The organism is Streptomyces sp. NPDC048001 (genome assembly GCF_043203115.1).
GTDB lineage: Bacteria > Actinomycetota > Actinomycetes > Streptomycetales > Streptomycetaceae > Streptomyces > Streptomyces sanyensis.
In genome coordinates, this window is the sequence record NZ_JBIDBN010000001.1 from 746419 (window position 1) to 771167 (window position 24749).

At 69.3% G+C, this 24749-nt stretch carries 22 protein-coding genes; 18 read left to right on the forward strand and 4 right to left on the reverse strand.

The annotated features are described in order from the left end of the window. Positions 1 to 81 precede the first annotated feature (81 nt). Genes ACGF15_RS03165 through ACGF15_RS03185 form a run of 5 tightly spaced genes read left to right on the forward strand, consistent with a single transcriptional unit; the run spans position 82 to position 2912 of the window. Positions 82 to 693, forward strand: a complete 612-nt coding sequence (locus ACGF15_RS03165) for a DUF4913 domain-containing protein (RefSeq protein ID WP_392796720.1) — start codon at positions 82 to 84, stop codon at positions 691 to 693. Further along, positions 690 to 1481, forward strand: coding sequence for a glycosyl hydrolase (locus ACGF15_RS03170; protein ID WP_392796721.1), 792 nt, complete (start codon positions 690 to 692; stop codon positions 1479 to 1481). The genes ACGF15_RS03165 and ACGF15_RS03170 overlap by 4 nt, the downstream gene beginning before the upstream one ends. Further along, on the forward strand, positions 1478 to 1954 hold the full coding sequence (locus ACGF15_RS03175; RefSeq protein ID WP_392796722.1) for a hypothetical protein: 477 nt from the start codon (positions 1478 to 1480) through the stop codon (positions 1952 to 1954). Before ACGF15_RS03170 ends, ACGF15_RS03175 begins: the two co-directional genes overlap by 4 nt. Further along, on the forward strand, positions 1951 to 2619 hold the full coding sequence (locus tag ACGF15_RS03180; protein ID WP_392796723.1) for a hypothetical protein: 669 nt from the start codon (positions 1951 to 1953) through the stop codon (positions 2617 to 2619). The genes ACGF15_RS03175 and ACGF15_RS03180 overlap by 4 nt, the downstream gene beginning before the upstream one ends. Next, a complete protein-coding gene (locus ACGF15_RS03185) occupies positions 2616 to 2912 on the forward strand; it encodes a hypothetical protein (protein WP_392796724.1) in 297 nt (98 codons plus the stop codon). Before ACGF15_RS03180 ends, ACGF15_RS03185 begins: the two co-directional genes overlap by 4 nt. Before the next feature lie 110 nt (positions 2913 to 3022). Here ACGF15_RS03185 and ACGF15_RS03190 read toward each other — a convergent pair whose 3' ends face one another. Further along, positions 3023 to 3172 carry a hypothetical protein gene (locus ACGF15_RS03190; RefSeq protein ID WP_392796725.1) on the reverse strand — a complete coding sequence of 50 codons (150 nt, stop codon included), beginning with the start codon at positions 3170 to 3172 and terminating at the stop codon, positions 3023 to 3025. Between the two features lie 421 nt (positions 3173 to 3593). Between ACGF15_RS03190 and ACGF15_RS03195 the strand changes: the two genes are divergently transcribed. Beyond that, on the forward strand, positions 3594 to 4532 hold the full coding sequence (locus ACGF15_RS03195) for a DUF317 domain-containing protein (protein ID WP_392796726.1): 939 nt from the start codon (positions 3594 to 3596) through the stop codon (positions 4530 to 4532). Between the two features lie 566 nt (positions 4533 to 5098). Here the strand turns inward: ACGF15_RS03195 and ACGF15_RS03200 are convergent. Then, a complete protein-coding gene (locus ACGF15_RS03200) occupies positions 5099 to 5365 on the reverse strand; it encodes a hypothetical protein (RefSeq protein ID WP_392796727.1) in 267 nt (88 codons plus the stop codon). A gap of 224 nt (positions 5366 to 5589) precedes the next feature. Between ACGF15_RS03200 and ACGF15_RS03205 the strand changes: the two genes are divergently transcribed. The 5 genes from ACGF15_RS03205 to ACGF15_RS03225 all read left to right on the forward strand — a co-directional run bounded on the left by ACGF15_RS03205 (position 5590) and on the right by ACGF15_RS03225 (position 7208). Continuing rightward, entirely contained in the window at positions 5590 to 5937 is a 348-nt protein-coding gene (locus ACGF15_RS03205) for a DUF317 domain-containing protein (protein WP_392796728.1), read from the forward strand. 123 nt (positions 5938 to 6060) lie between these two features. After that, positions 6061 to 6225, forward strand: a complete 165-nt coding sequence (locus ACGF15_RS03210; protein ID WP_392796729.1) for a hypothetical protein — start codon at positions 6061 to 6063, stop codon at positions 6223 to 6225. Positions 6226 to 6290: 65 nt separating this feature from the next. Further along, complete coding sequence (locus ACGF15_RS03215; RefSeq protein WP_392796730.1) at positions 6291 to 6551, forward strand: hypothetical protein; 261 nt, start codon at positions 6291 to 6293, stop codon at positions 6549 to 6551. Between the two features lie 42 nt (positions 6552 to 6593). After that, entirely contained in the window at positions 6594 to 6806 is a 213-nt protein-coding gene (locus ACGF15_RS03220; protein WP_392796731.1) for a hypothetical protein, read from the forward strand. Between the two features lie 72 nt (positions 6807 to 6878). Further along, complete coding sequence (locus ACGF15_RS03225) at positions 6879 to 7208, forward strand: esterase (protein WP_392796732.1); 330 nt, start codon at positions 6879 to 6881, stop codon at positions 7206 to 7208. Positions 7209 to 7688: 480 nt separating this feature from the next. Here ACGF15_RS03225 and ACGF15_RS03230 read toward each other — a convergent pair whose 3' ends face one another. Beyond that, on the reverse strand, positions 7689 to 8231 hold the full coding sequence (locus tag ACGF15_RS03230) for a hypothetical protein (protein WP_392796733.1): 543 nt from the start codon (positions 8229 to 8231) through the stop codon (positions 7689 to 7691). A 1063-nt stretch (positions 8232 to 9294) separates the two neighbouring features. Here ACGF15_RS03230 and ACGF15_RS03235 point away from each other — a divergent pair. The 7 genes from ACGF15_RS03235 (at position 9295) to ACGF15_RS03265 (ending at position 23635) form a co-directional block, all read left to right on the forward strand. Then, the gene (locus ACGF15_RS03235; protein ID WP_392796734.1) at positions 9295 to 11808 is read left to right on the forward strand and encodes a sigma-70 family RNA polymerase sigma factor; all 2514 of its coding nucleotides are present in this window, start codon (positions 9295 to 9297) and stop codon (positions 11806 to 11808) included. 78 nt (positions 11809 to 11886) lie between these two features. Next, complete coding sequence (locus tag ACGF15_RS03240) at positions 11887 to 15042, forward strand: helicase-related protein (RefSeq protein WP_392796735.1); 3156 nt, start codon at positions 11887 to 11889, stop codon at positions 15040 to 15042. Beyond that, positions 15039 to 16937: a DrmB family protein gene (drmB, locus tag ACGF15_RS03245; RefSeq protein WP_392796736.1), complete on the forward strand. Its 1899-nt coding sequence runs from the start codon at positions 15039 to 15041 to the stop codon at positions 16935 to 16937. Before ACGF15_RS03240 ends, drmB begins: the two co-directional genes overlap by 4 nt. Positions 16938 to 16944: 7 nt before the next feature. Further along, positions 16945 to 18042 (forward strand): DNA helicase, encoded by a 1098-nt coding sequence (locus tag ACGF15_RS03250; protein ID WP_392796737.1) that lies wholly within the window; start codon positions 16945 to 16947, stop codon positions 18040 to 18042. A gap of 655 nt (positions 18043 to 18697) precedes the next feature. After that, positions 18698 to 22276, forward strand: coding sequence for a CHAT domain-containing protein (locus ACGF15_RS03255; protein ID WP_392796738.1), 3579 nt, complete (start codon positions 18698 to 18700; stop codon positions 22274 to 22276). A 29-nt stretch (positions 22277 to 22305) separates the two neighbouring features. Beyond that, positions 22306 to 22719 (forward strand): hypothetical protein, encoded by a 414-nt coding sequence (locus tag ACGF15_RS03260; protein WP_392796739.1) that lies wholly within the window; start codon positions 22306 to 22308, stop codon positions 22717 to 22719. Then, complete coding sequence (locus tag ACGF15_RS03265) at positions 22709 to 23635, forward strand: hypothetical protein (RefSeq protein ID WP_392796740.1); 927 nt, start codon at positions 22709 to 22711, stop codon at positions 23633 to 23635. The genes ACGF15_RS03260 and ACGF15_RS03265 overlap by 11 nt, the downstream gene beginning before the upstream one ends. 614 nt (positions 23636 to 24249) lie before the next feature. Here the strand turns inward: ACGF15_RS03265 and ACGF15_RS03270 are convergent. Further along, positions 24250 to 24654 carry a hypothetical protein gene (locus ACGF15_RS03270; RefSeq protein ID WP_392796741.1) on the reverse strand — a complete coding sequence of 135 codons (405 nt, stop codon included), beginning with the start codon at positions 24652 to 24654 and terminating at the stop codon, positions 24250 to 24252. Positions 24655 to 24749 lie beyond the last annotated feature (95 nt).

Consider the following 24749-nt stretch of genomic DNA (forward strand, 5'->3'; position numbering starts at 1 on the left):
GGGTTTTCCCGGCCGGGCCAAACCGCGGATTCTCCGCATCCTCTCGGGCATGTCGCCGTCTCACAGATGGAGCACGCTCTCATGTCCGACACCAGCCCGACCGTCTCCGCCCCCGGCCCTGAGCCGTTCCAGGTCTCCGACGAGAACCTCGACGACCTCGCCAGCACCCTCGCCAGGACCATCGCGGAGGTCAGGCGCCACGGCGTCATCCTCGACCGCCTCGGCTCCGAGCCCGACCCCGTACCCCCTGCCGATCAGCAGACGGACGGCGCTGCGGAAGCCGGGGCGGCCGACCCCGAGAAGGTCGACGGCCCCACCTCGGTGTTCATCCTCGCCCTGGGCGGCGAGGCGTACGCCGTCGAACTCGCCGCACTCAGCGACTGGGTGAACCACCTCCTCCTGCCGGTGTACGGCCGGGAGATCAGCACGACTCGCCCCTGGTGCGCGCAGTGGCACGAGCACCCGGAGGCCGTCGCCCGGCTGCACGCCCTCTGGCTCGCGTGGCAGCAGCTCACCGACACGGAGGCCGGCTTGGCCGGTCCGTCGACCTGGCACCGCGACCACCTGGACCAGGCGCTGGTGCACCTCCGCGCCCCGGACGGTCCGTTCGCCGCGTGCACGACCAGTCCGACCCGTCCCAACCACCGGGTGCTGACCACTCCCGCCCCTGAGCAGTCGGGGGTGGCGGCATGAACGACCACTTCGATTTCGCCTTCGATTTCGATCTCGGCGAGCTCGCCCCCGCCGATGCCGCGTCCGAGGAGGCAGTGGAGAGGTTCTGGTCCGGTGACCTGACGGCGCTGTCCCGGCACCACTTCACGCCCGACGGCTCCCGCAGCTTCGTCGTCGCCCACGACCAGTCGGCCACGTGGGGAGTGCCTGGCGCGCCCCAGGTCATGGCGATCGCCGTCGCCCGGGATCTCACCCGGTTCACGTTCACCTTGGAGACGAGCTACCACGCCACGGTGTCCTTCGCCCAGGCATGGCTGGTCGAACGCGGCTGTCCGCCCGAGAAGATCGCCAAGATCCGCGACGGCGTATTGAAGCCCGCCGACGACCTCACGGTGTGGGGCGAGCGGCAGATCCGCGAGTCGGGCACCCGGTACGAGGTCCTCGACAACCACACCTCGGACTCCGATCCGTGCGAGACGTGGACACTGACGCGCGACTCCAGTGCCGCCCAGGCACCGGTTCGTCTCTTCCACGAAGAGTGGAATCACTACGCCGGCACGTACACGATGCGCGAGGGCGCCTTCGCCGACATCGGCGCCGCCCGCGCCTGGCTGGACGACCGCAGCGGCCCGCTGCCGGAACCGCCGGAGTACAGCGATCACAACGGTGCCGTCGTCCGGGCCCGCATCGCCCGTATCGCCCTCGCCCGGTCGGCCAGTGCCTCCACGACGCCGAAGGCCAGCCTGGACGCCCCCCGTACGCCTCCGGCGGGACCGGTCCAACGTCCGGTACAGGGGAGGCCGATGTGAGCCGCGCCCGCTTCGCCTTCGCCGCGCACCCTGACGCCATCGCCGACCTTCGGGAACTTCCCGATGAGATCCGTGACTTGGCGCTGCTGGAGCTGCAGAACCTGGTCCACGGAAGTGACGACTGCCTGCCGTTGAAGGGCCGCCTCGCCGGCTTCCACAAGGTCTACGTCGACCCCTCGGTCGCGTACCGGCTGGTGATCCAGTTCCGCCCGGCCGCACCGACCTCGACTCACAAGCGCGAGATCTATCTCGTCGCTGCCGGAAGCCGGAAGGACTACGCGGTCTACCGCTCGGCCCACCTGCGTACCCGCCCGCGGCAGGACACCGAGACGGCCTCCGCCGACGAGGCCCGCGTCCAGGCCGCCCGGTCCCGTTCCTCCCTCACCGCCGGCCGCCCGACGGCCGCCCCGGCAGCTCCTCCCCCAGCGGCACACTCCACGGCCGCCCCTTCCCGAAAGGTCCCCCAGCGATGACCGCCGACCGCGCCCCGCTGTCCCGTACCGCTCTGGCCGGCCTTCTCACCGAGGCCGCCCAGAGCGTCTCCGGAATCCTCGCCACCGAGTACCCGGCGGTCGCCAGCCGCTCCTACCTGCACCCCGTACTGGGCGCGCTGTCCGCCGGCCCGCGCGTGGTGGGCGAACTGACCGACCAGCTCGAGGAGTTCATGGCCTCCGAGCCGCGTCCCGCCACGCCGGCGGGTCTGTTCACCTTGGCCTCCTACGCCTCCGCACTGGGCTGGCTCACCGAGTCCCTCGCCGAGCTGACCACCGCCGTCGACCAGATCTGCACGCGCGTGGGCATCCCCACGGAACCTCGGGACCTGGCCTTCGCCGCGACCGAGGACGCCGAGAAGGAAGACGGGTTCGGCTTCGCCTTCAGCCCGCTGGAGCTGGCGGCGATCCGCAGCGCCGCCGAGGCCGCCGGGCTCCCGCCGGGCGACTACGTCGACGTGCTCTCCCAGTCGCTGCTCGCGGCCTCCCGGATCACCGACGCCTGCATGGAGATCTCCAGCGGCCTGCTCGAAGACGCCGCATACGTCCTCGACGGGGCAGCCGACCGCATCTGGACCGGCGGCGAACCAGGGGGACTGCCCACTCTGGTCCGTTCACTGCTCGCCCGGATGGAGACGGCCGAATGAACCCGCGCGATACGCCCGAGCAACCCTCCACCTTTCCCATCGGTTCGTTCGATGCCCAGCGCATCGAGGACGCGCTCTCCCTGATGGGACCGAAGTGGACCGCCTGGGCGGCGATGACCTTGGCCCAGGAGGGCCGTCCCATGCGTGTACGGGACGTCACCGCCAGGCTCCCCTTCGTCAGCGAGCAGTTCGTCGGCAAGCGGCTGGCCGCATGCACACTGACGGGTTGGTCGTCCGAACCGACGAGCGCTATGGGGCTCCATACCGACTCAGCCCGCTCGGCGAGTCCCTGACGCCCGTGCACCGCACCCTGGCTGACTGGTCCCGCGCCTACTTGTCGCCCGACAGGATGGCCGAAGCCAAACGCGTCGAGGACGCCGCACAGCGTCTGCGGCTGCGGCACTCAACCGCCATGGTCTAGGTCCTCGACGCGGGCGGCCCGATGCGGTTCGCCCACATCGCCGAAGGCGTCGACCTGGACGTCGCCCTCACCCGGCAGCGTCTTCTCCGGCTTCAGGCCGACGGCCTGGTCACCCGCACGGGGCCACGCCACGGATACCCCTACGTGCCGAGGGATGCCGGCCAGACGCTCGGTCCCGTGTACGCGACCGTCGAGCACTGGAGCACCCCCTTGGCCACGCAGCGGGTACTGTCGCCGCCCGCTTCCGTCACGGTGCCCCAGCGGACCCACCCCGGCGTCCCGTTGGGGACGGACGGCGCCCGGACCGCAGCAGCCCTGCGCCGGTGCGCTGCCGTACCGAACGCCCTGCTCAGCCACGCCTCCCAGCCACAATCACGGATGCCGACGGCCGCAACCGCCCGGTCGCCCCCGGGACGGGACAGGCTATCCGGGTGGCGCCCGAAACCCGAGACACGCCGCCATCCCCACAGCGTCCGCGTGCGCTCCAGCCGTTCATCGCGCTGCGCACGCCGGGCGCGTTCCCCTCCTCCCACACACGCCTGGAGCTTCGACCATGTCCGCCCTTCCCGACCCGTCCTGCCACGAAGAGGTACTGGTCAGCCCCACGTATCTCGCCGGCTCCAACGGGACCGGAGACGCCGGCTTCGCCCCCGTGACCCACTGGCCGCACCACTACCTCGACGACGGCCCCTGCCAGCTCCTCGTCACCTCTCCCGACCAGCGGATCCGGATCGGCTGGTTCGGCGACGACTTCGAGCTGTGGAGGATCACCGCGGCCGAGGAGGCCGTCGCCGCGCCCCGCTGGACGGCGACCTTCAACCACGTCACCCCGGCCGAGATCGTCGCCGGCCTCACCACCGCCCTGGCCCGCGACTACGCCGAATCCGACCCGTACGAGAACAACGGACGCTTCCTGGCGGACCCGTCGTCGTACTGGGCTGATGCCGTCCAGCCGTTGCTCGATGTCGGCTGGCGCCGAGGGACAGCCAAGTACGGAACTGTCGAGATCACCGCTCCCGACAGGCTGGCAGGTGTCGTGATCGATACCCTTCGCGGCGGACGGGACGCCGAGGCCGTCATACTGTGGGCCGGTCCCCGGGGCTGGGGTACGCGGGCGGAGGCGGTGTTCACGGCCCGCACTCCGTCCCATCTGATCGCTGCGACGGCGGCCGAAATGGCCAGTCCGGCCCCGGTGGTCCGTGAACGGCACATGATCCACCGCGAGATGGAGCCGCTGGTCACGCTGACGCCGGTCGGCCCGGCTGCCGATCTCCGGGTCTCTCGCTCTCCGACTCCGCTCGACGTACGCCGCACTGCTGTCACCGAGGCCGTACGCCGTGCCGCGCGCGTTCCGCGGACAGCAGCCGACCTCCGCGTGATGGCGGCCCAGAGCCGCACCACGTCCTCGGCGCAGAAACGGTCGAGCACCCTCGCGCCCGCAGCCGCAGCACGGCCGCCGGCCGCTTCGTCGGCTCCCCGGCACAGCCGCTGACCCCCGCCCGGACCTTCCCGGACGCCTCCTCCGCCCCTCCGGACAACAGGAGTTCCTTCATGCCCGACACCACCGCGCTCGACCAGGCCACTTCCATGATCGAGAAAGCCTGGGGTCAGCCCATCGAGGTGTTGGAAGTCCTCGCGGTCCGTCGCCCCTGCGACGACCCGCTTCTGCGCTCGGCCATGCACATCCGTACGACCCTGGCCATCACCGACAACGCGGTGTCCGTTCACCAGGATCGTCTGCACGCGATGACCCGACCCGGGTATGTGCCGGCCATCTACGAGCTGGACCGGCTCGTCAGCTCGGCGGCCGACCTTCGCGTCGCCCTCGCGGAGAGCAGTACGTACGTGCAGGGGATCCGGCGTGTGGTCGAAGCACGCGAAGCCGCCTCGACCGCGGACCGGGGGCCGGGGGCCGGGGGCCGGCGGCGAACCTGTCCCGGGCCGCTGCCGCCCGTTCGGGGCTCGCTTCACATGCCCCGGGCCAGGTGCCCGACCAGCCTGTTCCTGCGGCTGTCGTCGGGCCGTCGGCGCCCTCACCGGGGCCGCGCCGCTGAACTGTCAGACAAGGTCTTCGTCGTGGTGGGCGTCCTCGGTACGGGCACCCACCACGCGGGCCAGCTCCTCCACCGTCAGCTCGACGTGTCGTCCGTCCGCGACCCGGTGCTCCACCACCGCTTCCTCGTCCGCCCACCTGTCGGACTGCGCGCCGACGGCCCACTGGCCGTCGGCGACCATCGCGATGTCACCCACGGTCCACGGCCGCCCGGCGGCGCGGATCTTGCGCTGCAACCCGGCCCCGTCCCAATGTCTGCTCGGCTCCGGCATCCCTGCTCTCCCTTCGGTCCCGTACGGCCCGCTGCCATAACTCGGTTACGACAACTCCGGCCGTCGTTCCATTCCCGTGCCGCCGATGTTCTGGGCGTCTGCCCGTGATCAGTTCGCCCACGGCAGACGGGGCGTCTCCGGAAACGACTACGGACTTCGGTACACCCCATGTCAACGTACGGGTGTCAGGAAAAACCGCAGGTCAACGAATGGATTGTCCAACCGTGAACGCCTCCGCCACCCTCCTGCCCGCCGTCGTCCGGCCGACCGTGGAAGACCGCCACTGGCTCTCCTCGGACCACTGCGCGGGCCCGGTGCTCGAACTCCTTCACGCCCTCGGCTGGACGGTCGTCGACACCCCGGAGGCCAACAGCCACGCGACGAGCCCGGACGGCCGCGTCTACGTCGGCTGGCTCCCCGAGGATCCCGCCGCCTGGACGCGCGACATCGTCTGGCAGGTCCGAGCGCAGCCAACCGAAGGCGACGTGTGGGTCCAGGAGTTCGGTATCGACACCCCTTCCGAGGCCGTGGCCGGATTCGTCGCCGCCCTCGTCGCCCACTCCCCCTGCTGAGTCGGTGAGCGGGCTACACCACCGGCCCGGCCCCCTCACCTGCACCTGTTCTCGGGGCCTGCCCTCCCGGCCGACCGGCTCCGTCCTCGCTCACTGGCCCAGCAGGAGGTTCCGATCGCACGCATGCTCCTGGCGACCCGTCCCGGCTACCGCCGTAAGTGCGCCTTCGCCCGGCGCTGCACCCGCTACTACCTGCCCGGCCAGTACGGCCGCCACGCCAAGCCCCTTCGCCGCCGAGCCGCGCTCCGAGCCGAACGACGCCAGTGGTGGCGCGACCTCTCCGAATGAGCGAGCACCCTGATGTCCACCGCCCCGGCAGTCCAGGGGCTCCTCCCCAACACGATGAACTCACCGTGCCCTTCCACGCCCCGCTCACCAACCACCACTCCGACGGCAGCCTCTGCCCGGCGGATAACAAGCACACCAGCTCCGGCAAGCCGCTCCAGGCCGACTGCCCGGGGCGCTCGTACACCCAGGCCGTCTGCTCGTGCGGTGGCTGGGAGATGAAGCAACGCGGCAAGGGCTACGTCAACGAGTGCCGCAAACGGCACCTCGCCGGCCACGCCCAGGGGCCGAAGGTCCTCACGGACCTGCTCCGTCTCGACGCTCCCTGACGCTCCGCCCCGCCCACCCGTACCGCTCTCTCGGAGGCTTCCTTGCCCCAGTACATGACCGTCGGCCATCTGCTCCGCCAGCTCCAGGACCTCGATCCCACCCTGCCGATCCGCCTCGCCGTCAACCCCGACTTCCCCTTCACCCACTACGTGGGGACCGAGGTCGTCGTCCAGGACGGCAAGGCATTCATCCCCGACGACGGCCAGGAGGACTATCTCCCCACGTCGGTACGCGACGCCCTCACCTGGTCCTAACCCCTTCCCTGCTCACCGGAGGCTTCCATCTCGTCACACACCCTGCCGCTGCACAGCCTCGCCGTACATCCCATGCCGGACGGCGTCCGCGGCGCGCTGGTCCAGCGCGTCACCACCCGGCACGACGGCCCACTCGACGTCACGTGGCTCGCCGCCGAAACCCCGAAGCTCCCCCTCGGCCGCATTCGCCTCCACTGGGAGCCCGCCTCTCGCTCTGGTTGGAACGTCACCGCCCACCTGGGCCTGGCCTCCACCGAGGTGCACCTCGCCTCCTGGCTAGCCGCCCCGGACGACTGGCCGCGCCTGGTCCGCCCGACCCTCCACGAAGTGACCGGCCTGTGCGCCGCCCTCGCGTTCGCGACCGACGCCCTCGACCTCTCGAACCGCCTCGTCGAGGCCTGACCGAGAACCACAGAAGGCCGTCCCAGGCAGGTCAGGCAGCGGACGGCCTTGCCGTACGCCGTTGAGTAAGAGGGACGCAGCGATCCGAACGTTTCGTACATGGTCCCGATGACGAGCTACGGCCAGGAAGCGACGAGAAGGACGCTCCTCGATGTCTGACGCCCTGAAGTGAGTTGCGGGGTGGCGGAGGAAGCTTCCGCGACACGCGCCCCTGCTTCTACCCCCTGGCCTGCGGCCCGACATCGGGCCGAACTGGTGTCCGGCGGAGAATTCTCCGAAGAGCCCGGTCTCACCAACGCCAACGCCCCGAACTCCCTGACGAGGTAAGGGAGATCTGACACTCGGGCAAGGGCGGAAGGCAGCCACGATCCATCTGAGCGTTCCGCTCGAAGTAGGCAGCACCGAAGCCCCGCCGGCAGCGGCGGGGCTTCCTGACTTCGAGGGCCGCACTGACCTACGGCGCGGTGGCGAGCCGGGCGGTCACTCGCCCTTGGGCTTGTCGTCGTAGGTGCTGTCGAACCAGTCGATGAATTCGCGGACGCTGCCGATCTTCGCGATCCGAGCGTGCAGGGCCTTCTGGTCATGGCCGATGACGAACCATCCACCGGTCACCAGCTCGCCGCAGCCGCAGTAGCAGGTGCGGGCGTCGTGCGGGGCGTCGAAGTAGGTGATCGGGTTACGGGTCGTCTCGACGGGCGTGGCCTTGCCGACGTAGGTGTCGTACACCTCGTCGCCCGGCGTGAGGTACCTGCCTTCGATCGCCTTGCGTCCCCCTGTCACGGGGACGAGCTTGTCGATTGCGATGGCCATACGGACCTCGCCCTCGTGGGAGAGCAGGGCGAAGCGCTCCTTCTCGGCACGTTCGCCCAGTACCCAGCACCCACGGTTGGCGTGGAAGAGAGCGTCGTCGTCCATGACCGGGTCGAAGCCGACGATGTTGCGGCCGAGCTGGTCCTCCTGCGGGTTGACGTACCGCCTCGAACCAAGGGTGATGTGGATCATCGAGTACCCCCATAGATGCATACCCAGGGCTCCCCGCCCTGCGGACTATGTGGATCCTTGCACGACGACCCAATACCTTCAACCCCTAGGCCCCTAGGCTTACATCCTTTCGAACGAGAAAACACCTGCCAGCCCCTGCCAGACGACACCCCCGATTCGATTCTCTCCAAGTCACCCTTGATACAGGCGCGTTCGGCGGTCAGGCGACCAAGGGCCAGACTAGTTTCATACCCTGCACACGCGCCCCGACGAAAACTCCCAGAGGACCGTTTACACCGCAAACGTGGCGGGCATATGCTGCCGCCGAACGGAAGAGGGACAGCTCGTTCCGCCCTGGCAGGAAAGTTGAACGACCTTGGATCTCCGATCCGCACTGGCGGACCTCCTTGGTTCTCTCCGCCGCGTCGCAGTTGACGGCATCGTCCCCGCTGCCGTGTTCGAGACACAGGTGGCACCGCTGGGCCTCGACAAGGACGCACGAACGCGACTCCTCTCCGAGCTGCGCAACTTGGGTATCCAGGTGTCCGACGCCCCGTCCGTTCCCCGGCTCAAAGCATCCTCCCCTCGCGTGGGCGCTGCCTTCGACCTCCTGAGCCGATACGTGGAAGGGCGCCGGGTTACAGAACGGGCCCGTTCCGGGGTGATACGCCTGACGGGCTTGGCTTCCTCAGAACAGGCCCGTTTCGACCAGTTGGTCCGGCAAGCCGGCATCAAGGTCGTAGGCCGGAGTCCGGGGCAGACCACCACGGCCACGGTGCGGGCCCCGGAAGGCACGGGCCCAAGGGCGACAACCCGGCAAACCTCCTCAAAGGCAGCCGGGCCGAAAGCGCCCAAGCCCGTACCGCAGCCACGAGTCGCTCCGGCCCGGCCGGAGCCCCACTCTGCAGTGGCCCCGGCCGGCTCCGGGACCGCCCGGCCATCCTCATACCCAGCCGAACCCGTGCCGCGCCACCTCATGCGCCCCATCGAGGCGGCGCAGCGCGTCCTGGATGAGGACCGGAGTACCGTCAGACCGGACAAGCGGATCCTCAGCGCGGATGCAGAAGTCGGGCTAAGTGTCCTCCTGCGCGGTGGTCCCCGACGTATGGGCGTCGAGCCGACGGCCGAGGAGATCGCGGCCTTGCCGCGCGACGACCTCCGACGCCGGGCCTATGACTGCCTGGTCCTGCACAACCAGCGGCTCGCCTGGTCCTACGTCAAGGGGTTCATCGGTCAGGGCCTGGAGGACGAAGACCTCGTCCAACACGGCATACTCGGCGTGATGCGGGCCGCGCGGAAGTTCGACCCCTCGATGGGCTACAAGTTCTCGACCTACGCCTCCAACTGGATCAGGCAGAGCATGAGCCGGGCTGTCGCCGACGAGGGCGCCGCCATCCGCATTCCCGTGCACATGCACGAGACCATGCGGAAGGTCGCCCGCATCGAGCGCGAGCTCCAGCGCGCTGGCCGACCGCGCCGCGTCGCGGACGTCGCCGTCGCTGCCGACCTCTCAGTGCGCCAGGTCGAGGAGATACGCCGGATCAGCCGGGTCACCGACTCGCTCGATCGCGAGATCGGGGAGGGGGCGAACCTCGGCGACCTGATCGGCGAGCGCTGGGCGGCCCCCTCGGTCGTCGAGGCTGTCCTGGCCCTGCTGGAGGCTGAAGAACTCGCGTCACTCCTCGCCGTTCTGACAGAGCGTGAGGCCTTCGTGATCCGCCGTCGTGCTGGGGTGTTCGGAGAGGAGGAAGCCACGCTGGATGAGATCGGCAAGGACCTCGGCGTCACCCGAGAGAGGATCCGCCAGATCGAGAGCAAGGCCTACGGCAAGCTGCGTGGATACGTCCTGGAGCGTCAGCCCGAGCGGAAAGAGCCGAACGAACCGGCTCGGTCCGTGCAAAATGAGCAACAGATGCGGATGGTCCCCGAGGCACAAGCGACACCGTCGGCCCAGCCCGTTCAGCAGGCCACGGACGCGGTCAAGCGCAAGGCCTCCGCTCCTCCCGCGCCCGAGGAATACGAGGGCGAGCCGGTCGTCCTGGACGTCGATGACGCGCCTCCCTACGCCCGTTGGGACATCGCGGTCGCACGCCACACCCTCTGGAAGCGCGACGAGCCCTGGATACTGGAGTACGCGCGGCTGGCCCTGGGAGATGTCGTCCTCGACGACATCTTGGGCTCCGGGCACCTCGTCCCGGCCCGGCTCGCGGTCGCTCGTGGGCGTGCTGTGCCCGCCCTTGCGGCCAAGGCACTACGGACCCTGGCCCATGTCCTGGAGTGCCTTCAGACGACGGGCCGGCGACCTGAGGAGTTCTTCGAAGCACCTCAAGCCGCCACCTCCTCACTGTCACCTCGCCAGGCCGTGCGCGAGGTCGAACTCGTCAGCGCGCAGGGGCGGGAGCTGCTCACGAACGCACTCGACGCCTTCCTCAAGCTGACGCCGCCCGCAGGCCCGGCCCCTGAGGCGGAACCGTCGTCCACCCCCGTACCCGTGGCAGAGCTCGCGCCCGTACCCGTGCCAGTCGCCCAGGAGACGCCCGTGCCGCAGCGGAACGGCACCCCTGAGGTCCCGGCTCCGCCTGCCCCGGTGCCCACCGAAGCTCCGTACCAGGGCTGGACCGAGGCATGTCGGCTCCCGCAAACCCTTGCCCGGAATGTCCACTGGATGTCCGGGTACGTGCTGCTCGCCCTTGGCCGGGCAGTCCTCGCCGATGTACTCGGCGCCGACCCGGCGCGGGCCGTCGCCGACGCTTCCGAGAAGAAAAAGCTCTTGGACCGGCCTGTCGTCCTGGCGGTCGAGGCCCTCGTGCGCGTCCTCGATGGTCTTCGCGCGCGGGAGCTGCGACCCGAGGACTTCTTCGAGTCCTTCTTCTCCGCCTCGCTCGGCGTGACCCCCCGGGCGTACCTGTCGGAACACACCCTGGTGAAGCCCGATGGGCGCCTGGCCATCTCCCAGGCGTTCGACGCGTTTCTCTCCACCCGCCCCTCGGTCACCACCCTCGTACCCATGCCCGCGTCACTCACCGACGGCCCTGCACCGACCACTGTCACGCCTCCCCGGCCAGCCACCGGCGAGCGGGCCTCCTCGCCCCCCATGGAGAGCGACCTTTCCCGCGCGGCCGAGGAGCGGTACGAGCGCCGCCCCCTTGAGACGCGCGCACAGTACGAGCGCCGCCTCCGCACCGCCGAGGAAGGCCATGAGCATCGGCTAGGGGAGACCCACGAGCACCACGGGCGCCAGCTCCGTGAGGTCCGGGAACAGTACGAGCAGCGGCTCCGTGCTACCGAGGAGGAGGCCGGTCAACGGGTGTTGGCTCTGGAGGAGCGGCTGCGGGCGGCGGAGGCGGACTTCGCCGAACAGAAGGAGGCCAGGCAGCTCGCGGAGCAGACGGCAACCGCGCGGGTACAGGCTGCTGAGCAGTGGGCGCGACTGCGGGTCACAGAGGTGGAGCAGGCCGCGCAGGCTCGGGTCGCCGAAGCGGAACAGGCCGCGCAAGCCGCGCAGGCACGTGTCGCAGAACTGGAGGAGCGGGTGAAACCCGACACAGCCCCGTCGGCTCCACCTCCGCCCGCCGAGTCTCAGGGCCCCGACCCGCGCAAGTGGTGGCGCCGCCGCTGACGCCCGGGGCAGGCGGCCACCACGGATTCCTGCGTCCCTGCCCACCTCCCTCCCGACGATCCAGGAGAGACCCCGCACGTGCACCCGCGAGACGAACTCGCCGACTATCTGCGACGGCAGTTGGTCGGCCCCGCTCATGGCGAGGAGGAGACGCTCGACGCTCCGCCGGACCGGCAGTACCTGATGGGCACTCTCTACCCGCAGGACTCTGACCTCCAGCGGCGGCTGGCCGAGACCGCCGAGGAGCTGGAAGGACCGGGGACTGAGAACGACGCAGTCGACACGGCCCCGTCGGCTGATCCCATTCCAGAGTCGAACTCCTGGCTGCCGTCTTCCCTCGGATTCAGCTTCTACACGGACGGCTCGGCCGTGGAGGTCCTGTGCGAGGCCGCCCGCTACGCGACGCGCCAGGGCGAGCGGGCCCGACAGTGGCAGCGGGTCCCACTCCCCGTGGAGACCGTGACGCTCGGGGCGGATGAGGACGAGTTCACGGTCCTCGACGGACGGGGACAGATCCGGCTGCGCCGGCGCCCGTTCGGCGGCGGGCAGCTCATCACGGTCGCCCTCGTGAACACGGCCCGGACCGACGCCCGGACCGCGACGGGCGGGAGCCGGGGCGGGCAGTGGGACCGCATGCTGTTCCAGGTACGCCTTGAAGCCCGTCCCCTCGACGGGCGGATCCGCCCCTACCCGAGCGTTCGGCTGGCCAGCCGCGACCCCGAGGAGCAGGAGCTGCGGCTCCAGTACCGCCACGTCGTCACGTACGCGGTCGGACACGGCTGCGCGGTGCGGGAGGTCCCCGGCGAGGCGGGCGGGGTCGCAGGCGTCGCAGCCGCGGTGATGCCCCGGTCCGAGGTACCGGCGACGCGGGCCGCAGGGCCGGTCGGACTGCCCGTCCTGCGGGTGTCTCACCTGTCCGACCCGACCGTGCCACGGGACGCTCTACGGGCGGAGCTGCTCGACTTCGCCGCGGGGTACCGGCGATGGTTCGAGGAACAAAGAGACACCCAGGTCCCCGACTGGGGCAGGGAGGCTGCGGACCGGATCCTCGGCCGGATCGAGGCCGTCGTGGACCGCGTCGAGTCGGGCGTGCGCACCCTGTGCGACCCCGGACGGCCGGAGCTGCTGGCGGCGTTCCGTACGGCGAACCGCGCGATGGCCCTGCAGATGCGGCATTCCGCCTCCGACCGGGCGGGCGAGCGCCGAGCCCGGCTGCGGACCCCGATGAGCGAACCCGAGCCGTTTGCGGGCGCGGCGTGGCGCCCGTTCCAGCTGGCGTTCTTCCTGCTGGCGCTCGACGGGGTGGCGGATCCCCGGCATCCGGATCGCGAGGTCGCGGATCTCATCTGGTTCCCGACTGGCGGAGGCAAGACCGAGGCGTACCTGCTGCTCGCCGCGTTCGTGATGGTGCTGCGCCGGAACGCGCCGGACGGCGGGGGCACAGCGGTGCTCAGCCGCTACACCCTGAGCCTCCTGACGACGCAGCAGTTCCAGCGGGCCGCGACCACAGTCTGCGCGCTGGAGCGGCTGCGCCGGGACGATCCCTCGGCGCTGGGCGAGGAGCCGTTCTCCATCGGCCTGTGGGTGGGAGAGGCGACGTCCCCGAACACGTACGACGCGGCGCGCAGGGCGTTCGAGGACGTGAGGGCCGCAGCCCAACCGGAGGACGTGTTCATCCTGGACCGCTGCCCTTGGTGCGGGACGAGCATTCTGCCGCGCCACAAATCGCCAGACATCGGCGACTACGGGGTGCGGGCGGATGGAGGCTCGTTCGCGTTCTTCTGCCCGAGCGACGACTGCACCTTTCACGACGAGCTTCCGGTCGCGGTCGTCGATGAGCACTTGTACGACCGGCCACCCACCTTTGTCCTGGGGACCGTCGACAAGTTCGCGCGCCTCGCCTGGGAGGCCCGCTCAGGTCGGCTGTTCGGCTTCGGTGCGGGCGGGGCAGGAGCGGACGGCGCTGGGAAGGATGCAGCCCCTCCGTCCCTGGTCATCCAGGACGAGCTCCACCTCCTGACAGGGCCGCTGGGGTCGACCGTCGGCCTGTACGAGGCTGCGGTTCTCGGCCTGTGCACCCGAGACGGCGTTGGCCCGAAGGTGGTCGCCTCGACTGCGACGATCCGCCGTTCCGGGGAGCAGGTACGTGGCCTGTACGGGCGCGAGGTGCAGTTGTTCCCGCCGGCCGGGCTCGACGCCCGCCGCTCGTACTTCGCAGAGCCCGACACCTCCCGCCCCGGACGCGACTACGTCGGCGTGATGGCGCAGGGCCACACCGCCGGCCGCGCGTCCGTCGCCACCGCGGCGGCGATGCTCCAGGGGGCGTGGGAGTTGCCGGAGGAACACCGGGACGCTTACTGGACCCTGGTGGCCTACCACCACAGCCTCCGTGAACTCGGCCGTACGGTCACCGCCGCGGCCGATGACATCCCGGCGCAGCTCGCCGGGCTCAACGGCGGGCGGGGCACCCGCCCGCTGGCTGACGGCGAAGTGCAGGAGTTGACAAGCAATCTGCCGAGGGCGGAGCAGCCCGTGCTGCTCGACCGGTTGGAGAAGCCGTACACGGCCGCGGACGCGGTGTCGTTCCTGCCGTGCACCAACATGCTGTCGGTCGGCGTGGACGTGAAGCGGCTCGCCCTGATGCTGATGCAGGGACAGCCAAAGACCACCGCCGAGTACATCCAGGCCACAAGCCGGGTGGGGCGCCACGCGGTACCCGGGCTCGTCGTGACGTTCTTCAACGCCACCCGGCCCCGGGATCGCTCGCACTACGAGACCTTCGGCGTCTACCACCGTTCGCTCTACCGGTACGTCGAACCGACGAGCGTGACGCCGTGGTCCACACCGTCCCGCCGCCGTGCCCTGCACGCCGCTCTCGTCATCCTCGTACGCCACGGGCTCGGCCTGTACGCCGAGAACCAGGCGGGTAACGTGCTGGACCGGCTGGTGGAGGCCGATGCGATCGTCGAAGGGCTAGCCACCCGCGCGGCAGCCGGTGACCCCCGAGTGGCCGCGGCCGTGCGTGAGGAGCTCGACGAGCTGCTGTCCGACTGGCAACAGCGGGCGCTCGACGCCCGCAAGGAGGGCAAAGAGCTCTACTACCGCAGCCAGGGCAAGGGCCAGATGAACCTGCTGAAGAACTTCGAGCGGCCCGGGGGCCTGTGGGAGACCCCGCACTCGATGCGCAACGTTGACCGGGAGTGCCAGGTGACGGTGAAGGGGGCGGACCTGTGAGCAGGCGGCTGCGGGTGCGCCAGGCCCAGACGGTGCTGCCGTTCGGCGTCGGCGCGGTGTTCGACATCCAGGGCGAGTCGTTCGTGGCGACGGGCATCGGGGACTGGCCGAGGCAGCGGCAGGAGGTCGTCTCGCCCCGTCTCGCCTCGCGCCTCGGGGTGAGCGGTTTCTACGCGGCTCCCCCGGCGCTCGACGATCGCTTCGACCGCCAGAACGCGGCGGGTGCACCGTACATCCGCTTCCCCTCCTGGCTGTTCTGTGGTTCCTGCCGGCGCATGGCGCGCTGGCGCGTCGCCGACGAGAAGCCGGGGGTGCCGCCAAGCTGTTCCGGCTGCTCGCCGGTGCGCCGACTGACGCCCATGCGGTTCGTGCAGATCTGCGCCGGCGGTCATCTCGGAGACGTCGACTGGTGGTTCTGGGCACATTCCCGGCTCGATGCGGCGGCCCGGCAGGCCTGTACGACGCGTGAGCGGCTCCGTTTCGACGTCTCGGAGCGGGCGACGGGCCTCGAAGCGCTCTCCGTCACCTGCCTGGCGCGGGACTGCGGCGCCTCCCGGGACCTGCTCGACGTGCTCGGCACGCACGGCATGCGCTGCTCGGGGCGGAATCCCTGGCAGCGGCTCGGCGAGGCGGTCGACTGCGTCAAGCCCGTCCAGATCGTGCAGCGGACGGCGGGCAACGTGTACTACCCGGTGGTGAGTTCCGCCCTCGACATCCCGGAGGCCGAGGGCGCGACCGTGGTGGGGGCCGGGGGCCGGGACGAGCTGCTCGCCGAGCGAGTCCGCGCCTCCGACCTGTGGATCCCGCTGTGCAAGGAGGCCGGCACAGCCCGGGGCCTGCTGTACCGCGATCTCATCAAGGAGGACACTGGCGCAGACGACGCCCTGCTCGACGCACTCCTTGCAAAGGAGACCGGCTCGCCCGTGCCGTCCGCCCCCATCGCTTCGGCCGACAGGCCCGGTGCGTCCGGGGAGGCGGGAGATGAGGGCGGCGACGATCCCGTGGTGCCTGACATGAGCCGCGAGGAGTGGGCGGCGTTCATGGCACCGACCCCGCCCGCCACCAGGGACTTCGCGGTCCGCGCGACCGGTCTCGGCCTCGACGGCGAGCGGACGGAGCCGTGGGCCGGGCTGCGAAAGAGGATGGGCCGGATCGTGCTCGCCGACCGGCTCCGAGAGGTACGGGCCCTGCAAGGCTTCCGCCGCGTCTCGCCGAACGAGACCTTCGTCCCGGCCGACACCGCGCGGCAACTACGGTGGCTGCCCGCTGTGGAGGTCTTCGGCGAGGGGGTCTTCCTCACCCTGGACGAGGAAGCGCTGCGGTCCTGGGAGCGGGACGAGCGGGTGGTCAGGCGGGTCAGCGGGATGAGCGAGGACCTCTCCCGCTCGTTCCAGGCCGACCGGCTGGCCGCGGTGACGGGCGCCACGCTCTCCCCGCGGTTCGTCCTCCTGCACACACTCGCCCACCTCCTCATCCGGCAGCTGTCGTTCGAGTCGGGGTACGCGACGGCGAGCCTCCGCGAGCGGGTGTACGCGCGCCCGGAGCACGACCAGTTCGGGGTGCTCGTGTACACGGCGGCAGGGGACGCCGAGGGCACCCTGGGCGGGTTCGTCCAGCAGGGCGAGCCCCCGCGGCTCGCCGAGACCCTGCTGCGGATGACGGAGGCGGCCGCCTGGTGTTCGGCGGACCCGTTGTGCGCCGAACACACCGGCCAGGGCTTCGACAACCTGAACCGGGCGGCGTGCCACGCCTGCACCCTGCTGCCGGAAACCAGCTGCGAGACGGGCAACGCCCTGCTCGACCGCACCCTGGTGGTGGGCGGCGGCCAGGTGCCCGGCTACTTCGAACCGATCGTGACGGCGGCGCGCGCTGCCGCGGCGGCGGCCGGGGAGTGATCTCGCAATGACACTCACCTACACGGATCTGACGGCGCACCAGCGCACGGCGCTCGACGCGCTGCCCTTCGCGGGGAACCACGTCGTCAGCGGCCCGCCCGGAAGCGGCAAGAGCGTGCTGGCCGTGCACCGCGCGGTGATGCTGGCTCTCACCGGCGGACCGACGGTGCTGCTCACCCGTTCCCACCTGCTGCGGCAGTCGATCCAGCCCGCCGTGACCGCCCTCGGGCCGGAGGAGGACGGCGTGACAGTGTCCACCGCCCACGCGTGGCTGGCCGGCTGGTACCGGCAGCGAACCGGGACCACCGCGCCGCGCGCAGATGACGGGTGGTACGACTGGCGGGCCTTCGTCCGGGAGGCCACCCTGGCCGAGCCGGTGGCCGGCCTCTCGGTGGTCGTGGACGAGGGGCAGGACCTGCCCCAGGAGTTCTACCGCTTCTGCCGGGTGCTGGGAGCCCGGATCACGGTGTTCGCGGACGAGTGCCAGCAGCTCACGGAGACCCACTCGACGCTCGCGGAGGTGTCGAAGGCGCTCGGAGGGTGCCCGGTGCGGGAGATCGGGGGCAATCACCGCAACACCCGCCAGATCGCTCAGCTTGCGGGCCACTTCCACATCGGACGAACGCCTCCGGAACTTCCCGCGCGCCAGGGGCCGGCCCCACGTCTGCACGCCCTGCCCAGGCCGGGTGCCGTCATCGAACTGGTCCTGGGGCTCGCAGAGACGCAGCCCCGCCGGACCATCGGCGTGATCCTCGGTTCCACCCGGGCCCAGTTCGACCTGGTGACCCGGCTCGACCGAGCCGCACCGCGGCTGAACGCGCAGATGTACACCTCGGAGGCCACCCAGGGCCGATATCGCACGCTCGACCTGGCGCGCCCCGGCGTCGTCATCGTCCACCGGGCTAGCGCCAAGGGGTTGGGCTTCGACGTCGTCGTGGTCCCGGACACGCACGTGGACTCCGCTACCGACCCCACCTCCGCCTCGGTACGCATGGCCTACTACGTCCTCGCCACCCGCGCGCGGCACGAACTCCACCTCGGATACGAGGGTGCCAGCGAACCTCCCCTTCTCGCAGGGATCCCGCGAGGGAGTCTCGTCCGGTAATGAAGTGCGCACCCGGTAGGACGGCCAGCGGAGTTGGAACGGGTTGCCGCACGGACTTACGGTTCTCATCGGACGCGAGGAAGAACGACGGCACGGAATCGAGACCCTACGCGCGGCTGACCACGGTTGGTGAAAGGGCCATATCCAGGGTTCGGACGAGTGCCGCAGATGCGACTTCCGGGCACGCTTCCCAGAAGCGCGCGGGTTCCCGGAATCCTGAGCGAGGAAGGGCCCGAACCCGCTCGTCGATTGAGGGCTGAAGCGTCTTAGGTGACGGGTTCGCCGCAACCTACATTCGATCACGGCTGCTGCTGACCGACCTCGTCTTGCAGCAGGCCGGACCTACGACGCGTCTCATCTGGGGGTGCCGAGACATAGTCGCAGGCTAGCGCGTTTCAGCGTGTGAAGGGACAATGCGGCACATATAAGTGCTGAGGCGTCGCCGACCCCCTCGGGTCGCATCCCGCCGCAGCTGCCGCCCAGGGTGCGCCTTCTCCAGTCTTGTGATGCCCTGAAAGGGAGACGAATGTCCTTAGTGCGGGCGCTTCGACCACTGCTGGTGCCGGGCTTTCCCCACTGGCGGACCACAACGGACATTGGTCACTCGGGGCTTCGCCGTGTCGTATGAGCTGCTCTGTGTCTGACGAGGTGCCTCATGCGTGAGACCTTGAAAGCCGCGCTACAGGGATGGATCGGTCAGATCGATGCTGCTAGGGACCCATCTTTGGCGTTGGATCCGGGGGCTTTGGCGGCAACCCGTGAGCTCGCGGACGACATGCAGGCCGAAGATACGGATCTTGAGGCCCGGCACATGCTCGGCTGGATGTATTTCTACCAGTCCCTTGCGCTACCCAGACATCAAGGCGACTACGAGGCCGCTATGGCGGCGCTTGAGCAGTTCACGCCCTGCTTCCTGGCTGGCGAGCAGGACCTGCCCCAGCCCATGCTCCCCGCCATCGCGGACGCCGTAGCAGAAGACGCCGCCGCAACGGTCCACGGCCTGCGTACCTCCCACGACATTGCCCAGATCTCGGCTGCGGCACGGATGTGGCAGCGCATCATCGTAGTCCTGCCCGACGACCACCCAGAACGAGCGCTCCACCTGCGCTACCTCGCTCTGGCCCTCCAGCTCCTGGCCGAGCAGAGCGCCGGCCCACAGTCCATAGGCCTCTTGGACGAGGCGATCGCGGCACGTGAACGAGCGGTGAACGCCCTCCCCGTCGGCGCTCCCGACCGGGCCTCGGCGTTGTGCGATCTCGGCGCAACCTGGCAGCTACGGTTCGAGCGCACCAACGCGATCGAGGACGTGGACAAGTGGGTTGAGGCGTTCGAGCGGGGAGTGGAAGCCGCCCCCGCCACGGACCCGGACCTCTCACGCCGACTCGGCCACTTGAGCACCGCACTGCGTAACCGGTTCGAGCGCACCGGGACGATGAAGGATGCAGACAAGGCCGTGCAGACGGCTCGGAAGGCGGTGGCGGTCGCCTCGCACGAGGGCCGACCCGACGCACTGTCCGTCCTCGGTGCTGCGCTGCGCACCCAGTTCGAGCACACCGCAGACCCGGATCAGATCAACGAGGCGGTCGAGCAAGAGCGGCATGCCCTGGCAGCCGTGCCAACCGACGCCGACGACGCGAAGTACTTGTCCGGCCTGGGCATCGCCCTGGGCACTCGATTCAAGCTCACTGGCCGCCTGGAGGACATAGATGAGGCTGTTAGCCGGCTCCAGCAGGCGGTAGACGCCACTCCCAAGAGCGCTGCGGGCCTCCGCGCCCGCCGCCTGTCCCACCTCGGTGCCGCCCATAGCAGCCGTTTCGACCACATCGGGGCGGTGGTAGACCTGGACGACGCCATCGCGGCAGGCCGGCAAGCGCTGCAGCTGGCCGCTGCGGCTGCCACGGACGTGCCTATGTACATGTCCAACCTCGGCTCTTCCCTGCAGAAGCGATTCGTGCGCACCGGGGCGAGCTCGGACATCGATGAGGCCGTGGACATCCTTCGCAAAGCAGTAGGCGCCACCGAGCCAGACCACCCCGACCGTGCAGGCCGGCTGTCCAACTTGAGTAACGCCCTGCAGGTGCGCTTCGAACGATATGGACGGATGGCGGACGCGGATGAGGCCGTCGACACGGCACGCCAGGCGACGGAGGCGACGGAGGATACGCACCTCGGCCGAGTGGGCCGGCTGTCCAACCTGAGTAACGCACTGCAGGTGCGCTTCGAACGTACCGGGCAGATGGCCGACCTGGACGAGGCCATCGACACGGCCCGGCAAGCTGCGGACACCTCGCAGGCCAGTTCCGACCGCAGGGATTTGCCCGTCTGCCTGTCCACCCTGAGCATCGCCCTGCTGATGCGTTTCCAGCGAGGCAAGCAGACCACGGACCTGGACGAGGCCGTTAACGCGGCCCGTCGAGCGGTAGAGGCGACACCTGAAAATAGCCCCGCCCGTGCCGACTGGCTCTTCAACCTCGGCACTGCCCTGCACACCCAGTTCCAGCACACTGGCAACGTCGCCCACGCGCGGGGTGCGATAGACGCCTTCGCAGGGGCGTCCAAGACTGCCGATGCCGCGCCCTCGACCCGGATCCACGCGGCCCGGACGGCGGCAGGGCTGGCCGTGGAGCAGGAGGTTGGAACCCGCTACGCCGCAGAGCTGCTAGAGAGTGCAGTTCAACTGCTGCCCGAAGTGGCTCCCCGGCAGCTCGAGCGGGCCGATCAGCAGTATGAACTGGGAGGTTTCGCTGGGCTGGCCAGCGACGCCGCCGCTCTCGCCCTTGCCGATCAGGACACCGCCCGGGACGGCCACCGGCCCGCCAAGGCCCTGCGCCTCCTGGAATCCGGCAGGGCAGTGTTGCTCAGCCAGTTGCTGGACACCCGCAGTGACCTCACCGACCTGCAGCGAGCCAACCCCGAACTGGCCAAAAAACTTGCGGACTTGCGAGAGCAACTCGACCCGGCCTTCGCCCAAGGTGCCGCCGCGGCACTTGGCAGGGACCCAGCCGTCGAGCGCCATGTGGCCGCCCTGTTCAGCGCCACAGTCGCCGAGATCCGCAGGCTACCCGGCTTTGAGTCCTTCCTGTTCCCACCGGATACCAAGACCCTCACCCAGGACGCCGCCCAGGGCCCGATAGTGGTCTTCAACATCAGCAACCACCGCAGCGACGCGCTGCTGATCACGCCAGACGGGGTCACCGATCTCCCCCTCCCCAGACTCGACCTTCACTCCGTGACAGGGAAGATCAACCAGTTCCAGACAGCGCTCGAAGCACACGACGAGGAGTCGTTGAGCGGCATCCTGGAGTGGCTGTGGGATGTCGCCGCAGAACCGATCCTCGAAACCCTGGGCTACCGCATTCAGCCACCGTCCACGGCATGGAACTGGCCACGGATATGGTGGTCACCCGGCGGCCTGCTCGGTCAGCTGCCTCTGCACGCCGCCGGCTACCACCGCCAGCCAATCGACGCGAAGCACCCACGCACGGTCATGGACCGAGTGGTCTCCGCCTACACGCCCACGGTGCGGGCCCTGCACTACGCCCGCCAACCGATCCCGGCCCCCTCCACGTCGCCGAAGGCCTTGATCGTCGCGATGCCGACCACGCCCGACGCGGGCGATCTTCCCAACGTGGCAGTCGAAGCCGCCATGCTCAAAGACCGCCTTCCCCACTCCATCCTGCTCGAGGAAAAAGACGCGCCTCCTGGAGAGGACACCGCCGACCCACACACTCCCACCAAGTCTCGCGTCCTGACGGAGCTGAGTGGCTGCGCCATAGCGCACTTTGCCTGCCACGGCCTCTGTCATCCCACCGACCCGTCACAGAGCCGGCTGCTGCTCCACGACCACCGCAGTGATCCCCTGACCGTCGCCAGCCTTGCCCAACTCAAGCTCGACTCGGCGAGCCTGGCCTACCTGTCAGCCTGCCGAACGACGTTCACCGGCGAACCGACCCTTGTCGACGAGGCCATCCACCTCACCTCCGGCTTCCAACTGGCCGGCTTCCACCATGTGGTCGGCACGCTCTGGGAGATCGACGACGCTGTCGCCTGCCGCGTCGCCGATGGCTTCTACGGCGCACTACAACAGGCGCCTGAACCACTCGGCAGTGGCGCGACGGCTCATGCTCTCCATCATGCCGTCCGGGCCATCCGCGACGGACAAGACCTCCCCAAGCACCTCGACCGTAGAGATACCCCCTCCCGATGGGCGGCCTATGTACATGCCGGCGCCTGAAGAATCCGCCACACGACAGGAGGCAAGCAATGGACCGGAACATTCTCGAGGTCGCCCGCACGATCAGGCCCTACTTGCCCGAACTTGTCGGCGACGAAGCCGACGCGTACGACACCGAGATCAAGGATCTACTCACCCAAGCCCACGACGGCGTGGACGTCGGCGACGAGATCATGGCTGTTCTGACCCGCCCCAGAGTGAAGACATGGGCAACACAGGTATTCGAAGACGAACACCACAGGCCACCCATCCTCCCTGCGCGGGACCGGGGCACCATCAAGCCGCCACCGAGTCCGGTTCCCACCCCGGTCCTTTCCGATAAGTACGAATGTCCGGTGGACGGCAATTACGTCTGGTACCGGCCGTCGGTCGGATACCCGGTGCCTGATTGCAGGGACCACCCAGGAGTCAGCCTCGTGCCGGCGGCATCTGATGCTCAGTAGCTTCTGGGAGGCAGCCGGCGCCAAGTTGGCCGAGCGCTGGGCCGCCGTCTCCGCTCCCGCCCTGGTGTTCTGGTTGGGCGGACTGCTGGCCTGGATACACAGCAGAGGCGGTTTGCATACGCTCAAGGAGCCAGCTGACTGGCTGGCCAAGCAGTCCGCTCCAGCCCAGATCACCATCGTGCTGATCATCCTGCTCGCGGTCTCCGCCTCCGGCGTGATCATCGAGCGGCTTACCACCCCAGTGCTCCGCCTCCTCGAGGGGTGGTACTGGCCGTGCTTCCTCAAGCCGCTACGCCACAAGCTCGTAGAATGGAAGAAGACGAAGGCTGAAGAGCAGATGAATCGCTACCAGGAACTTAGCCCTGCCGTGGATACGGGCACAGCCTCGCCGGAAGAGCGGACAGAATACGGCCGACTCACCATGCTTCAGCGCCGGTCACCCAGTCCCGCACCAGACATGCCCACCCGGATCGGCAATACGCTGCGCGCCGCCGAGACCCGGCCGGTAGACAAATACGGCTTGGACGTCGTTTCCGTGTGGCCGCATCTTTGGCTGCTGCTGCCGGATCCGGCTCGCAAGGAAATCGCCACGGCAAGAGTCTCGCTAGACGCCTCCGTGGCCGCATGTATCTGGGGTGTGCTCTTTGTCCTCTTCGCTCCGTGGACGCTGTGGGCAGTGCCAGCCGGGCTCGGCGTTGCTGTCGTTGCGGTCATGGCCTGGGTGCCCTCCCGCGCAGAAGTGTACGCCGACCTCCTTGAGGCTGGATTCGACCTGTACCGAAGGGCGCTGTATGAGCAACTTCGCTGGCCCACGCCGCGCAGCCCGAGGGACGAGCGGACTCAGGGAGAACTGTTGACTCGCTATTTGGTGCGCGGTTCGGACAGGACCACCCCCGCATGGGATGGAGACCGCTGACCCCCTCCGTGTGCACGCACCACACAAGTTCGCCGCCAGCGTGACACATATTCAAATGGCTCTTGACCTGAGCAGACGCCACCGCGGTGTCCGCTCACGTTGAGGCGGACGTCCAGTTTGCCGATGGCCCGCCACATGCGCCACGCACTGAACTCCGAAGCAGCCCGCGGTCGCGGAGGGCCGTGCTCGATGCTGTCCTCGGTGTCCCACAACTCAGCGACGATGCGTAGCGCCGTGGCATCGGAGGTTCGGGCGCGCTCGTAGGACCACAGTCGTACCGTTCCTTGATCTTACTGAGAGGGTGGTGCGAGCGCAGCGCGCAGGCGACGACGCCCGAGTGCGCTGGGTATCCGGGCAGCTCTTCGGGGGCTGGCGACCCGCCGGGCCCGTACGGATTTGCAGCAAGGATGCCCACAACTCAGTCTTCGCTGTCCCATCGCTGGTCGGCGGGCTCCACGAAGTACCCCGGCACCTCGAGCGGGACGCTACCAGCGACGCGCTGTCTCGTAACGGCTCGCTCGACCAAGGGGCGGAAGTATCCACGGCTGGGAACGTCGGACCTGCGGTAGAGCTGTTGCAGCGAGCCGGGTCCAGGGGCATCCCTACAACGCTTGCTATTCCAGGTAGGCACCGGCAAGGATACCGTCGAAGCCGAGCGCAGCGAGACCCTTCTCCACGGTGGGGTAGGTCGTGCCGTATGGGCTGGTGATCAGGGCGTCGAAGTCGGCTCGGCTGATCTCGGGTTCAGGCCACTGATTACTGCACCGGCAGCGGATCCAGATGTTGCGGCCGTGGTTGATGAGCAGCCAGTCGCGTCGGGCCCGGCAGGCCGAGCACATCACGGGGATGCCGCCGAGGGAGAGTTCGTTTGGGTGGCTGACGCAGCGTGTCTCGCCCGGGCCGTCGGCCGGCTGCGTCTCGTACTGGCGTTGCAGCAGGGGGTCGGTGCCGGTGGGGAGGACGGGCAGCGCGGGTGTCGGCTCCGTGGTGCGGTCGGTGGTTCTGAGCACGAGCGTCATCTCCCGGTCGAGGGCTTCCTGTTTTCATCCGTAACAGCCGGTGGGACCGGCTGTCCAGGCATTTCGTGGGGTCCGGTCGGTCGGTGGCCGGCCTT